This is a genomic window from Lactobacillus juensis, from assembly GCF_036246285.1.
Lineage (GTDB): Bacteria > Bacillota > Bacilli > Lactobacillales > Lactobacillaceae > Lactobacillus > Lactobacillus juensis.
The window spans coordinates 132,198-146,338 of the sequence record NZ_BTTS01000001.1 but is presented as its reverse complement, the minus strand read 5'-3'; the positions used below and the strand labels follow the sequence as shown (position 1 = coordinate 146,338).

Below are 14,141 nucleotides of genomic sequence, written 5' to 3'. Positions count from 1 at the left end.
AAAAGTACAAACACGATTTAAAACTTAAATCAAATAATAACAAAAAAGATTAGAAAAACAATAGTTTTATTAATTCTTAATTAAAGTTTTCTACAAAATCATATTATTTTATTAGCAAAAATACAAAAAACATGTTTAAGAAAATTGATGGCCTCTATAATTTATCCTGTTGATGACTTATCTATGTGGTAAGCTGTTAATGGGTTTTTTATTGCATAAAAAAAGGAGAACATTTTCATCTTGCTTCGTGTAATAAAATATTAACTTCACCCAATATTTTTTTATAGAAGGTTTGAATTATGTCCTCTCTCGATAATTATATTAAATTTGCGCTTGATATTAAAGATCAAAACATTGTTTTTGAAGATTATTTCTTGCGCCTGGTTAACGGCCATAAGCAAAAAGTTTACCAAGCTGTCTTATTGCAGCCCAGCTGTCCTTTCTGTGGCTCGCAGGTTGCGGACACAATGGCCGCTTGAAAACCGAAATCCGCTATCCTGCTGCCAATGCCAGTCAGCCATTCATTATTAGGCTTTTTAAGCAGCGAGTCTGGTGTCGCACCTGCAATAAGCGCTCAATGGCTTAATTACACCTGGTAGACGAAGGCATACTTCTTCAGTGTGAAAGCTCACTAATATCTACAATCTGCTAACCAGGATTAGGTTGGCAGAAAACAAGGTGAAAGAAAAAAACCAAGCAGTTTATTAGCTGCTTGATTCTACTCATTTAATCTCTATCAATAGGATTTGACAAATAGCTATAAAAGTATGAAGTGACCGCTAAACTTAGAACAAACTTGGGTGTCACTTCAGTATCATCATGCTTCTATCTGCTTCCTACTTTAGTATGTTTGATAAAGAGCCATTTTTGTTTTTATATAACAATTAATTAAAAATTTATTTTACTATTTTACAAATCCAATCTTGTACCACAATTGATGCCCATTAGAATTATCTGAAGGTTTAGTTGAATAACCTGTAACCTTATTATTTACTGCAATAACTTTATACGAATTATCCACAGGAACAACATATGCCTGCTTATTCATGTATTCCTGCCATTCATGGAATTTGTTAACTCTATATGTGTGATCAAATGACTTTTGCGAATCTATTTCTTGCAAAAGCTTATTATTTTCTGGAGTCGCAAATCGGCTATAATTCATCTGTGAAGTCTCACCATAAAGTGACGCAGGTGATGGTTCGCTGGCCAAAGACCAAGCTGCCATAAACATATCTACTTGAGGATCATCGTGCTGTAACTTGTCATAAAAAGAATTAAATTCTGTTAATCTTCCTCCAACTAATTTCACTTTTAGGCCAATCTTTTTCCACTGCTGAATATAGTTCTGCACAGTCGGTGATTGAATTGAACTCCCTGTCATTGCTAAAAATTTGATAGTTAGCGGCTTACCATTAGGTTGTACACGCCATTGACCTTGCTTTTTGTAACCAGCTTTATCTAAAATTTGATTGGCTTTTTTCAAATTATAAGTGTAACCTTTTGCTTTTTTATCGAAATAGTCTCCAAATTGTGCTGGAATTAAAGTTGGAACCCTAAAACTCAAACCTGCAGTATAGTGCTGATCAACCTCATCAATATTTATGGCATAAGACATTGCTTGACGAAGTGCTTGATTATTCATTTTTGCTTCAGAATTCATCACATTTTTGCCGGCCTTGGCATCCCATTTTCCAACTCTAAAGCCAATATAGTGATAACCTAGAGGAATTTGGGCAACAAAATTAACACCTTTAGTATCCTTAACTTCGTTCCATTGAGAATTAACTACCTGAGCTATATCAAATTTATGACTTTTAATTGCTTGTGAAATTGAATTCTGTGAGATTACTTGTGAAACCACTTTATCCAACTTAGGTTGGCCACGCCAATAATATTTATTTGGAATCCAAGTTACCGACTGACCACGAACTATTTTCTGAACTTTGTATGGGCCGAAATACAATGGCTTTTTTCTAATTTGATCTGAAGATTGCAATTTTGCAAATGGAATATCTTTTAAATAATGATATGGCGCTGCGTATTCCCAATAATAACCATTACCACTATATACCATGCCCGGCTTCATCTCTTTAAAATGCAGAATGACAGTCAGTCCATTTGGACCTTCTGGCATTTCTATTCCCGAAATTGTTTTTGACTTGCCATTATGATATTCTTTCATTCCGACAATTTCTTCAAATTGATTACTGTATCGTTGTGCTTTGCTTTCCTTATTAGCCAAAATTTCATAAGGATATTCTATATCCTTAGCATTGACTTGCTTTCCATCAGACCACTTCACACCCTTTTTTATTTTAATCGTAATTGTTTTAGCATTTCGATTGAGTTTCATTGTAGCTGGACCCTTATTAGTGATTTTATAGTTATCATCAGTATCAAATAATTCTTCCTCTCCCGGTTCAGCAACCGAACTATCAATAGCTGTAGTTGATAATTCGTCAGAAAAAATTCCAGTAAAAGGTGTATCTGTCATAATTGCATACTTTAAAGTCCCGCCCTTTTTGGTATTTTTTACTGGAACAGATTGAGGAAATTTACTTGCAGTTTTAGCATTTTCATTCTTACCAGTGTTATTACCTTTGCCACATGCTGCTAAAGTTAGTGCAACAGTTGAGACGATACTGGCAGAATATAAAAATTTTGTTTTATTCATGTTTTAATTCATACTCCAATCTTTTATTGAATAAACTCTAAATTCTTGGAATAAGCTAACAAACATATTCTAGCATAGAAAAAAATGTTATCAAAAAATATCATAATAGTTTAATAAGCTTATAATAATAATTTTTAATTTAAAAGAGCTTTGTCTCTTTAGACAAAGCTCTTTGTATTCTAATATTGAATTAATTCTCACGTTGTCTGGCATCACCAGCACGCTGTAGGGCACGACCAACGTAATTTATACTTAGCGAAATTGCTAACAGTAAAATTGTAGCCGGAAGCCATAGCCAGGGACGACTTACTACGTTTACAGGATCATTGGCAAAACCAATTAAAGTACCTAATGATGGAACTGTTGCTGGTAAACCATAGCCAATGTAAGATAACGTAGTTTCAATACCAATATTACCAGCAATAGTTAATACAACATCAATAATAATCATTGAGGTAATATTTGGTAAAACTTCACGAAACATAATTTTCAGGTCTGAAGAACCTGAAGTTTTGGAAGCCAAAACATAATCTCTTTCTCTTTGAGATAGTATGAAGGCCCTAAAGTACCTTGCAGTTTTGGGCCACCCAAATAGTGAAATAATCCAAATTAAACTAATAGGATTGTAGTTCGGAATAACAGAAACTAAAACAATTTCAATTGGGAAAGTTGGCAATACCTGAACAAAATCTACTATTCTCATTATTATGGCGTCAATGTTACCACCGTAATATCCAGATACTAGACCCACAAGTAAACCAACAGTTTCACAAACTACGGTTACCCCTAAACCAATCAAAATGGAATTTCGTCCACCCATTATTAGTAACTTGACGATATCACGTCCACCATCGTCAGTTCCTAAGATATGGCCAGCAGTTCCCCATGGATTGTAGGCTTCTACTATATTTGTTTCAGTTACCTGAGCAGAATTTAAAAATAAGGAGCCTACCATGGTAAACAGCAATATTAGAACTATTACAACAAAAGCAGTTAATGCCACCTTATCTTTTACAATTTCTCTAATAATTACTTTAAAACTTGATTCAGGAGAAGAAACATTTTTCTTTTTATCTTTCAAATTAGTCTTAATTTCTTTCTTGTCGGACATATTTTCTCCTCCCTTTATTTAATTCTGATCCTTGGATCAATTATACTCATGATAATATCAGAAAGTAGATTACCTAATAGTGTTAAAATACCAAAAATTAATATTAAGGCAGTCAAAGTTGTGTAATCACGCTGACCAATAGAATCTAAAAATAACTTACCCATTCCAGGATAACTAAAAACTGATTCAACAATCATCGAGCCACTTAAAAGTCCAGTAATGACTGTACCGAAAGAAGAGGCAATTGGTAAAAGGGAATTACGTAAAATGTGTTTATTGAATACAACTTTTTCCGGCACACCCTTACTATGTGCTGTACGAACATAATCCTCAACCTTATTATCAACTATTCCCGTTCTTAAATATTGCACAATTGATGTAGTGGTAATTAATCCCACTAGGATAGCAGGTAGAATAATGTGATAAAGTTGGCTTCCTAAAGTTCCCCAAAAACCAGAGGCACCTGGTGAAACAGAGCCAGAAATAGGGAACCAGCCCAAAGTAAAGCCAAATAACCAGATTCCTAGTATATAAAATACAAATGGCGGAATAGCGAAAGTAACATAATTAAAAATCTGAACTGCTTGATCTTGCCATTCATCTTGGTGACGACCTGCTGTTACTCCCATAGGAATAGAAATAGCATAGCAGATAGCCGTAGATAATAATGATAACCAGAAAGTATTAACAGCACGATCGGCAATTAAAGAAGTAACAGGCACATGCTGGATATAACTTGTACCCAGGTCTCCTTTAAACAGGTTTCCTACCCAGCGTGCATATTGAACTGGTGCAGGATCATATAAACCAGCCGCTCTTTTTAAAGCTTCAAGTTGCTTAGGATCAGTATTTGGATTAATTTGTCCAGTGAAAGGATCACCTGGCATCATCTTAGCCAAGAAAAATACCAAAATACTCAAGATAATAATTTGCGGGATCATAATTAAAATTCGTCTGAGAACTGTTTTCCACATGATTATGCCCCCTCCTTTTCATTTATCTTCTCTTCGTTCAATTCTTTTTTCGGTAAAGCTACTAAATGTTTGCCAGAAACTTGTTGCAAAGGAAATACACGACCATCCTTGTCATACCATTTGCTTTGATCATTTTGAAATTCTTTCTCAACTTCTTGTCGGTGTTTTTTATGCTCATCACGATGTTCAACATCAACTTGCGGTATAGCAGAGAGCAATCTCTTAGTATAAATATGTATTGGATGCTCATAAATATCTTCTCTTGAGCCTATTTCGACTAAACGTCCTCGGTGCATAATAGCTAAGTTTTCAGACATATGCTTTACTACACCTAAGTCATGAGAAATAAACAAATAAGCAATATTATATTTCTGTTGTATATGCTTCATAAAGTTTAAAACCTGAGCTTGCACAGACAAATCCAAAGCACTAGTAGGTTCATCAGCAACAATTAAACGAGGATTAGTTGCAACCGCACGAGCTACGCCAATTCTTTGTCTCTGTCCCCCAGAAAATTCATGAGGGTATTTGTAAATTGAATCACTAGGCATACCTACGATATCCAGTAATTCTTGAACACGATCACGTTCTTGGTCTGTGGTTAAATTTTCGAAATTTCGAATAGGTTCAGCAATAATGTCTTCGATTCGTTTTCTCGGGTTTAAACTCGACATTGAATCTTGAAAAATCATTTGGACATCTTTATTGTAGTTTAGTTTGCGTCGATTTCTAGATTTGGTAATATCAACACCCTTGTAAAGGATACTACCACTAGTCACAGGCTCAACACCCACAATGGCTTTACCAGTAGTTGACTTGCCTGAACCGGATTCACCAATCAGACCATAGGTTTCACCTTCATTAATGGTAATACTAATGTCATCAACCGCTCTTACATAATCAGTAATCCTGTTCCAGAAACCTGATCTAATGGGATAATGAACTTTTAAGTTTTTTACTTGGATAATTTCTTTAGCCATAAACTACTCCCCACCTACTTCGTCTTGAAAGTGGAACGTCTTCCAGCAAGTACATCTTACCCAGTGACCAGGCTCAACTTCATGCATTACCGGATCCTCTTCGTGCGCACTAGCAGGAATCCATGGAATTCTAGCAGCAAATCTGTCGCCTTTTCTAGGCATATTTTGCAATGAAGGGACTGTTCCTTGAATAACATGTAAATCTTCTTCTTCGTCTTCTGATTGAGGCATTGAATTTAACAAGGAGCGAGTGTATGGATGCAGTGGATGCTCAAAAATAGTTTTTACATCGGCTTTTTCTACTATTTGTCCACCATACATAACTGCAACTTGATCAGCAGTTTCAGCAACTACACCTAAATCGTGGGTAATTAAAATAATACCAGATTGTGATTGTCTTTGAATATCTTCAAGCAAGTCCAAAATTTGAGCTTGAATAGTAACGTCCAAAGCAGTAGTTGGCTCATCTGCAATGATAATTTCGGGTTTACATGCAATTGCCATAGCAATTACGACCCTCTGCCTTAATCCTCCTGACAATTCAAAAGGATACATTTCAAAAGTTTCTTCTGGCTTTGGCATTCCTACTTGATTGAATAATTCAATCACACGATTATGACGCTCTTTTTCATTCATATCCGTATGATAATAAAGCGTTTCAGCTACCTGATCGCCAACACGCATCAGCGGGTTTAAGCTGGCTAAAGGATCCTGAAAGATCATACCAATTTTATTTCCACGTATTTTGTTAAACAAGTTTTCATTCAATCCGACTAAATTTAACTCATTATATAGAATATCACCAGTTACTTTTGTATTTTTATGGTCGTACAAGCCGATAATACTCGATGCAATTGTACTCTTACCACAACCAGATTCACCTACGATGGATAAAATTTCATTTCGCTTCAACGTTAAATTAATATCATCTGCAGCATCATAAAACTTTCCATGTAAACGATATGCAGTATGCAAATGCTGGATATCTAGCAAGAGATCACTTTGTTTTTCCAAAGGTCATTTCCCCTCTCAAATCTTCAATGAATTTATTAAAGATATTTAATAAATTTATTTAATTTCTAATTATAACCGTGAAACATTTTGTATGCAAATTAATAATGAATATTTTTTAGTTATTTTTGGTGATCCGCTACATAAATAACTGCATCACCAACTGTCTTAATTTTTTCCGCATCTTCATCAGAAATCTCGGCGCCGAATTCATCTTCTAGTTGTAAAATGAATTCCACTAAGTCAATGGAATCAGCGTCCAAATCACTTTTGAAATTAGTTTCATCGGTTATCTTTTCTTTTTCAACTTCAAAATTATCTGCTAGTATATCTCGAATTTTAGTAAAAATTTCTTCTTTACTCATAGTTTTACCTCTTATTTTCAACAGCAAACTCTACCTTAAAATTATCAATTATTTTTTCCTGTAAAATTTTATCAATTTGTTTAATCGTAAAATAAACAGCACGTTGACCTGAGCGACCATGTGTTTTGACTACGGGAGCATTGACTCCGAGTAAAACTGCACCACCATATTTATCAACATCAAATTTTGAAACTAAACCTTTTAAAGCTTTTTTGATCATTAATGCGCCTAATTTAACAAAAAGGCCGTTATTAAGCAAGTTTTCCTTCAATAGATGAATCAAAACACCTGAGGTTCCTTCAATGTTTTTTAAAACTGCATTACCAGTAAAACCATCTGTTGCAATCACATCAGCTTTACCATCTAATAATTCATTTCCTTCAATATTACCTATAAAATTAACTTTGCTTTCTAATAACAGCTGGTAGGCTTTTTGATGAACATCATCACCTTTATCGCTTTCGGACCCATTATTAAGAAGACCAACTCGCGGATTTTTAATTCCCCGCACTTTTTCTGCATAATACGAAGCCATTTTAGCCCAAGCAAGCAGATATTCCGGTTTACTTTTGGCATTAGCACCAACATCAATCATATTAAATCCATCATCTGAATTTTTTACTGGGAGAGTTGGCATGAACCCAGGGCGGGCTACTCCTTTAATGCGTCCTATAATAAATATACCACAAGCTAAGATGGCGCCTGTGTTACCTAATGAAAAAAGTGCATCTGCCTTGCCCTGCTTCACATATTGTGCGGCCACGACAAGTGACGAATCTTTTTTAGATCTAATGGCCTTGACTGGCTCATCTTCATCCAAAATAATTTCAGAAGTATTAACTACTTCTATATGACTGCTATCACTACCCAATAATTTTTTTATTCTTTTTTGGTCACCAAAAAGTACGAATTTTGTTTCCGGTAACTCTTTTTTGGCCCTTAAGACTGCTTGAATAATTGCCTCAGGCGCATTTTCTCCACCCATAGCATCAATAGCAATAGTTCTCATTGTATCCTCAACCTTTACTATGTTCTCTTTTGCTGTAATTGTTTATATTCTAACACTTCTTTTAAAGTTTTATTTTCTGAATTTTGCAAGAATGGATCATTTTTGATTAATTTTCTGGCCTCTTTTTGTGCTACTACCATAGTATCGTAGTTGTTAACTACGTCACCAACCTGAAATTCGGGTAAACCAGATTGTGCCTTACCAAAAAGATCTCCTTCTCCCCTCATCTTTAGGTCTTCTTCAGCCAATTTAAAACCGTCTGTTGTTGATGCCACGATTTTCATACGGGCTTTACCTGCCTGTGTGTTAGGATCAGCCAAAAATATGCAATAACTCTGAGTTTTTCCTCTGCCTATTCGCCCTCTTAACTGATGAAGCTGACTAATTCCAAAACGATCAGCATTATAAATCACCATCATATTAGCGTTTGCCACGTCAACTCCAACCTCAATAACGCTAGTCGTTACCAAGATATTGATGTTTCCAGCAGCAAATTCAGCCATTATCTTATCTTTTTTATTACCAGGCATTTGACCGTGAAGTAATACCACTTTTTCTTCAGGAAAATCTTGACTTAATTTTGCATAAAGCTGTTCTGCATTTTTTAAATCTAATGCTTCTGACTCCGTAATTAAAGGAGTAACAGCGTAAATTTGATATCCTTGCGCAAGCTGCTCTCGCATCAATTGGTAGACTTGCTCCATTTGCGTACTAGTTTTCCAGGAAGAAACTACCTTTTTCCTTCCAGCTGGAAGATGTCGTATCTCAGAAATGGCCATATTGCCATAAACTGTCAAAGCCAAAGTTCGGGGAATAGGCGTTGCGGTCATAGCTAAAATATCGGGCAAATTTCCCTTATTGATCAAAGATTGCCGCTGATTGACACCAAATCTGTGTTGTTCATCGATAATCACCAATCCCAAGTTTTTAAAAATAACAGTATTTTGGATCAGAGCATGTGTACCAATCACGACATTAATAGTGCCATCAGCAAGCTCCATGTTAATTTCTCTGCGCTCCATGCTTTTAGTCGAACCAGTCAATAGGGCACAACGAACGCCCAGAGGCCTGAGTAATTCATCAATCTTTTTAAAATGTTGACTAGCCAATATTTCAGTAGGAACCATGAGAGCAGCTTGGAAACCAGCAGTTACTGCTGCAAAAAGTGCATAGACAGCTACAATCGTTTTTCCAGAACCAACATCACCCTGTAATAAACGGTGCATTTGGATTGGAGAAAACATATCAGCAAAAATTTCATTAATAACATTTTTTTGGTCGGTTGATAAGTCAAAAGGCAAAGACTTGGTTAATTTAGCTACTGCACTTAAATCATACTTTTTAGCAAAGCCCTTATTTCGAGGATTAACTTCGGTTAGTTGGGCAAGCTCAGCTTGAAAAATAAAAAATTCCCTAAAGATAGCACTTCTTTTGGCAACTTGTGATTCAGTAGCATTTTGGGGATGATGCATTTTTTGGATAACATCAGATTCATTAAGCAAATGATATTTTTTCCTAATTGAAACTGGAACAACATCATCAACACCAGTTAAGTAATCAGCTAAAGCCAATTTAATTAAATCAACCAGTTTTTTCTGCTTTAAGTGACGGTTCACAGAATAAATGGGAGCCATACCACTATCATTTTCTTTAGCAGCAATGAACTTAAAAGCAGCTAAACTTTGCCTAGAAATATTATATTTGCCGTAAATCGCAACTTCTTTGCCAACCTCAATTTTTTCTTTCAGCCACGGCTGATTAAAAAAATTGACCATGACTACATCATGGTCAATTCTTATTTTGAAACTAAGTCTGCTTTTTTTATAGCCGAACCTGGTTACAAAAGCAGGAGTCGCTACAATTCCTTTTAACATTACCTTTTGACCATCCATGATCTGGTCAAGAGGAATCGTTTGCAGCTCATCATAACGAAACGGAAAATAATATAACAAATCATAAATGCTATAAATTCCCAGGCTGCCCAGTGCAGCAGCTGTTTTAACTCCAACCCCTTTTAAGTCACTAACAGGAGCAAATAGTTTTTTGGCAATCATAACTACTCAACAGAAATCAAGAAATTGTATACGGGTTGGCCACCGTCATGAATCTCAAATTCAAGGTCATCATGCTTTTCTTTAACAGCTTCAACCAGTTCTTGAGCTTCTTTCTTATTAGAATCTCGTCCATACATCACAGTAACGATTTCGGAATCTTCATCCAGCATTTTTTCAACCATTGATGAAGCCGCAGTAATGATATCAGTTTCAGCCACTTTAATATCACCATCAATTATTCCCAAATAATCATCCTGATGAATTTCAACTTCATTAATTGTTGTATCACGGTTAGCTTTAGTAACTTCCCCAGAAACAACAGTATCAAGAGCGTCAGTCATGTTGGCAACATTGTCTTCTAGAGAATCATCGGCATCAAATGAAAGCATGGCTGTTAAACCTTGCGAAATTGTTTTAGTAGGAACAATGCCAACTGGAATATCACTTACTTCAGCTGCTTGTTTTGCTGCCATAATAATGTTGCCATTATTCGGCATCACAATTGCTTTTTTAGCACCTGATTTTTTGATTGAGTCAATAATATCTTGTGTAGAAGGGTTCATTGTTTGACCGCCAGAAATAATGCGGTTAACACCCTCACTTTCAAATAATTTACGAATACCGTTACCTGAAGCGACAGCAATAACAGCAAAATCAACGTTTTCTTGGTTTTCCTCACTATTATTTACTATTGTTTCATGTTGAATCCGCATATTGTCAATTTTAATTTTTCCTAATTGACCAAATTGACTGCCATATGCAAAAATCGCTCCTGGATGTTCAGTATGAATATGAACTTTGGCCACTTCTTCATCTGAAACAGCTAAAAGTGAGTCACCCAATTGAGACAAATGTTCTCTAAATTCATCTAAATTGAAAGTTTTCTTATTAGGAACATCAGCAGTTAAGTCAACCATAATTTCAGTACAGTAGCCATTAGCAATATCCTGTGTTGAAAGTTGTGATTGTACTGACTGGTGGTGCATTGCATTTATCATTTCATCCATTTCACCTTCATCAGGCTGATAGCGATCGGCAAACTCTTCACCTAAAAGTCCTTCTAAAAAGCCCTCATATATAAAGAGTAATCCTTGTCCACCTGAATCAACTACACCTACTTGTTTTAAAACAGGCAGTAAGTCTGGTGTAGTCTTCAGCGCCTTTTTTGCACCTTCAACAATGGCTTTCATAACTTCTTCAACATCATCGGTTTCATTGGCCTTATTGGCACCTTCTTGCGCGCCAATCCGAGCAACAGTCAAAATAGTTCCTTCAACTGGCTTCATTACGGCTTTGTAAGCTGTTGCAACTCCATTAGAAAAAGCATTTGCCAATTCTTGTGCATTAAGAGTTTTCATGCCTTGAGTGGCCTTATAAACTCCTCTAAAGAGCTGAGAAGAAATTACCCCACTATTACCGCGAGCACCCATTAACATCCCTTTAGCAAGGCTTTCTGTTAAATCACCGACACTATTGCTAGTATTTTGGGCAACAGCTTTAGCACCACTTTCAATAGTTAAATTCATATTTGTTCCAGTGTCTCCATCAGGAACTGGGAAAACGTTCAAAGAGTTGATAAACTCTGCATTGCGACCAAGTCTATGTGTAGCAACGCGAACCATATCTCTAAATTTTTTACTGTCTATTTCCTTTAAAACCAATATTTCTAACCTCCGCTTGAGTTATTCATCAAGCACTTTAACACTTTGAACGATGACATTAACAGCTTTAGTTTCAATTCCAAGTTGATTTTTCAAATTGAATTTAACACTATCTTGTACGTTGCGACTTACTTCAGATATTTTTAAACCATAGCCGACTATTATATAAACATCAACCGTAATTTTATTATCCTCAGACTTGACAACAACACCGCGTTTATAATTTGCTCGATTTAATATTCCATCGAAACCATCACGGATAGCATTTTTTGAAGCCATGCCGACAACACCATAATTAGATGTAGCTGCGCTACCAACAACAGTTGCAATCACTCCATTTGAAATATCAATCAAACCGTTTTTTGTTTTGATTTTTACAGCCATGTTTACCTCCGTATCATTGTTCTCATATTATGAATCTATTTTATCATAGTAATCAAGTTTAAATACAAAAATCCCTTTTTAAAAAATACTTTTGCAGTTGCAATGATCTTAAACTTATGCTATCTTAACTTAGTATGAAAACACAATAAAGGAGGTTTAGCAAATGGCAAAAGATTATATCACAGGCAAAAAGACCACTTTTGGTAACACACGTTCACACTCACTGAATTCATCACGTCGTGCGTGGAAGCCAAACCTTCAAAAAGTTCGTATTCTTGTTGATGGCAAGCCAAAGCGTGTATGGGTTTCAACTAAGACATTAAAATCTGGTAAAGTTACCCGTGCCTAACGTAAATAATAAAGTTTTAAAAAACAGAAGTTTTCTTCTGTTTTTTTATTTCCCAAAATCTGTTAATTTTTGGACCTTGTATTTAATTAGAAACTAAACTTCATTACTACAATCAGAAAATAGCCAAAATCAAACAAAAAGGACCAAGTCCGAGAGAATATCGGCAGTTAGTCCTCGCTTAATAGTGTCCTAATTTTAGAGCTCTTATTAGATTTCTGCTGTTTTTTATTATCTTATATTTTGAAAACGATTAATATCCCTAGATTGAATAACGGCTACTACACCTTTTTCAAAAGATAAACTAAACTGATTTTCATTAAGTAAAAATTCATTCGAACTAAATGAAATAGGATTGATTCCGTTAAATTCATTTAAATTATATCTAGCTCCAGCTATTTTTAAATTTTTAACTGCTGTTAACGGTATTACTCCAAAATATTTATAAGTCGATAATTTTTTAATCACATGGTGTCCGCAGTTGTAAAATCTAATTGAATTTTGTTGGTCTATAAGTTCAATTTTTTCAGCAAACCGGTTAAATTCAGGTTTGAGAACCATAAATAAATTAGATAAAAAGTGATCTAAGCGTCCTCCAGTTGCTCCGAAAAGGGTTAAATAAGAAACATGATAATCTATAAGCGCACATATAACAGCCATTTCGGTATCCGTCAAATCTTTTTCTGGAAGCGAATACCTGATATCTCTGACATTTTGTTCAATTAATCTTAATTCATTTTTTTGTAATGAATCAAAATCTCCTTCAGCGACATCAATTTTCATGCCCATTTCTTTTAAAAGTAAAGCTCCACGATCAACGCCGATTATTAAATCACCGTTTTTTTTAGCTGTTAAAAGTTGCTGGTTAAGATCCTTCGGCCATAATTGTTTAGGAGCACCTAACAACGCCCAGGCCTTCATTGTAATATTCCTTTTAGTTCAGCAATCTGTTGTTCAACACTATTTTGACAAAAGAGATATGATCCAGCAACAAAAATTTCTGCTCCTGCATCCTTAGCTTTTTTAGCAGTTTGATCATTGATCCCTCCATCAACTTCAATTGGAACTTTACCTTTAACTAATCTTGAAGCTTCCTTGATTCTAGAAAGAGATTCTGGAATAAATTTTTGTCCACCAAAACCGGGAAAAACAGTCATCAGCAAAATTTGATCTATTTTAGATATAAATTTGGAAAGTACAGAAATGGGAGTATCAGGATTAAGAACCACCCCGGCTTTAACCTGATTTTCTCTTAAATACTCCAACCAGTAGTTTAGTTTTTCTTCAGTCATTGCCTCATAATGAAGCAAGATAATTTGAGCCCCCGCTTTAGTGAAAGCTGGTACCAAATCATCAGGATTATTGCTCATCAAATGAATCTCAGCCTCACTAGCAGGAAAAGTTTTTTTGAAATCTGAAACAAGTTGTGGACCAAAAGATAAATTAGCTACAAAATGCCCATCCATGATATCAATGTGGAACCTTTTTATGCCTGCATTCACAGCTGTCTGAATATCTTTTTCTAAATTTAAATTATTAATATTTAATATTGATGGTGCTATCAATGTT

Annotated in this window: 13 protein-coding genes and 1 pseudogene; 2 read left to right on the top strand and 12 right to left on the bottom strand. The window is 35.2% G+C overall.

Annotated elements, in window-relative coordinates:
* Positions 1–299: 299 nt before the first annotated feature.
* Positions 300–583: pseudogene (locus AAA926_RS00745) on the top strand (ISL3 family transposase); the annotation flags it as partial.
* 321 nt (positions 584–904) lie between these two features.
* Here AAA926_RS00745 and AAA926_RS00740 read toward each other — a convergent pair.
* From AAA926_RS00740 to AAA926_RS00695, 10 genes are all read right to left on the bottom strand, one after another.
* Entirely contained in the window at positions 905–2,677 is a 1,773-nt protein-coding gene (locus AAA926_RS00740; protein ID WP_338206398.1) for an oligopeptide ABC transporter substrate-binding protein, read from the bottom strand.
* 190 nt (positions 2,678–2,867) lie between these two features.
* Entirely contained in the window at positions 2,868–3,788 is a 921-nt protein-coding gene (locus AAA926_RS00735; protein WP_046332259.1) for an ABC transporter permease, read from the bottom strand.
* A gap of 14 nt (positions 3,789–3,802) precedes the next feature.
* Entirely contained in the window at positions 3,803–4,762 is a 960-nt protein-coding gene (gene opp4B, locus AAA926_RS00730; RefSeq protein WP_046332260.1) for an oligopeptide ABC transporter permease, read from the bottom strand.
* Between the two features lie 2 nt (positions 4,763–4,764).
* Positions 4,765–5,742, bottom strand: a complete 978-nt coding sequence (locus tag AAA926_RS00725) for an ATP-binding cassette domain-containing protein (RefSeq protein WP_198178991.1) — start codon at positions 5,740–5,742, stop codon at positions 4,765–4,767.
* A 3-nt stretch (positions 5,743–5,745) separates the two neighbouring features.
* Complete coding sequence (locus AAA926_RS00720) at positions 5,746–6,756, bottom strand: ABC transporter ATP-binding protein (RefSeq protein WP_198178989.1); 1,011 nt, start codon at positions 6,754–6,756, stop codon at positions 5,746–5,748.
* A 119-nt stretch (positions 6,757–6,875) separates the two neighbouring features.
* The gene (gene acpP, locus AAA926_RS00715) at positions 6,876–7,118 is read right to left on the bottom strand and encodes an acyl carrier protein (protein WP_198178987.1); all 243 of its coding nucleotides are present in this window, start codon (positions 7,116–7,118) and stop codon (positions 6,876–6,878) included.
* Positions 7,119–7,122: 4 nt separating this feature from the next.
* A complete protein-coding gene (gene plsX / locus AAA926_RS00710; RefSeq protein WP_198178985.1) occupies positions 7,123–8,127 on the bottom strand; it encodes a phosphate acyltransferase PlsX in 1,005 nt (334 codons plus the stop codon).
* A 17-nt stretch (positions 8,128–8,144) separates the two neighbouring features.
* The gene (recG, locus tag AAA926_RS00705) at positions 8,145–10,181 is read right to left on the bottom strand and encodes an ATP-dependent DNA helicase RecG (protein ID WP_198178983.1); all 2,037 of its coding nucleotides are present in this window, start codon (positions 10,179–10,181) and stop codon (positions 8,145–8,147) included.
* 2 nt (positions 10,182–10,183) lie between these two features.
* Positions 10,184–11,842 carry a DAK2 domain-containing protein gene (locus AAA926_RS00700; RefSeq protein WP_198178966.1) on the bottom strand — a complete coding sequence of 553 codons (1,659 nt, stop codon included), beginning with the start codon at positions 11,840–11,842 and terminating at the stop codon, positions 10,184–10,186.
* A 21-nt stretch (positions 11,843–11,863) separates the two neighbouring features.
* A complete protein-coding gene (locus AAA926_RS00695; protein ID WP_034981534.1) occupies positions 11,864–12,226 on the bottom strand; it encodes an Asp23/Gls24 family envelope stress response protein in 363 nt (120 codons plus the stop codon).
* Positions 12,227–12,389: 163 nt separating this feature from the next.
* On the opposite strand from AAA926_RS00695, the gene rpmB reads away from it, so the two are divergent.
* Positions 12,390–12,575 (top strand): 50S ribosomal protein L28, encoded by a 186-nt coding sequence (gene rpmB / locus AAA926_RS00690; protein WP_038523104.1) that lies wholly within the window; start codon positions 12,390–12,392, stop codon positions 12,573–12,575.
* Positions 12,576–12,803: 228 nt separating this feature from the next.
* Here the strand turns inward: rpmB and AAA926_RS00685 are convergent, their stop codons facing one another.
* Together AAA926_RS00685 and rpe are read right to left on the bottom strand one after the other, a co-directional pair.
* Positions 12,804–13,493 (bottom strand): thiamine diphosphokinase, encoded by a 690-nt coding sequence (locus AAA926_RS00685; protein ID WP_198178964.1) that lies wholly within the window; start codon positions 13,491–13,493, stop codon positions 12,804–12,806.
* On the bottom strand, positions 13,490–14,137 hold the full coding sequence (rpe, locus tag AAA926_RS00680; protein WP_198178962.1) for a ribulose-phosphate 3-epimerase: 648 nt from the start codon (positions 14,135–14,137) through the stop codon (positions 13,490–13,492). Before rpe ends, AAA926_RS00685 begins: the two co-directional genes overlap by 4 nt.
* Between the last annotated feature and the right edge of the window lie 4 nt (positions 14,138–14,141).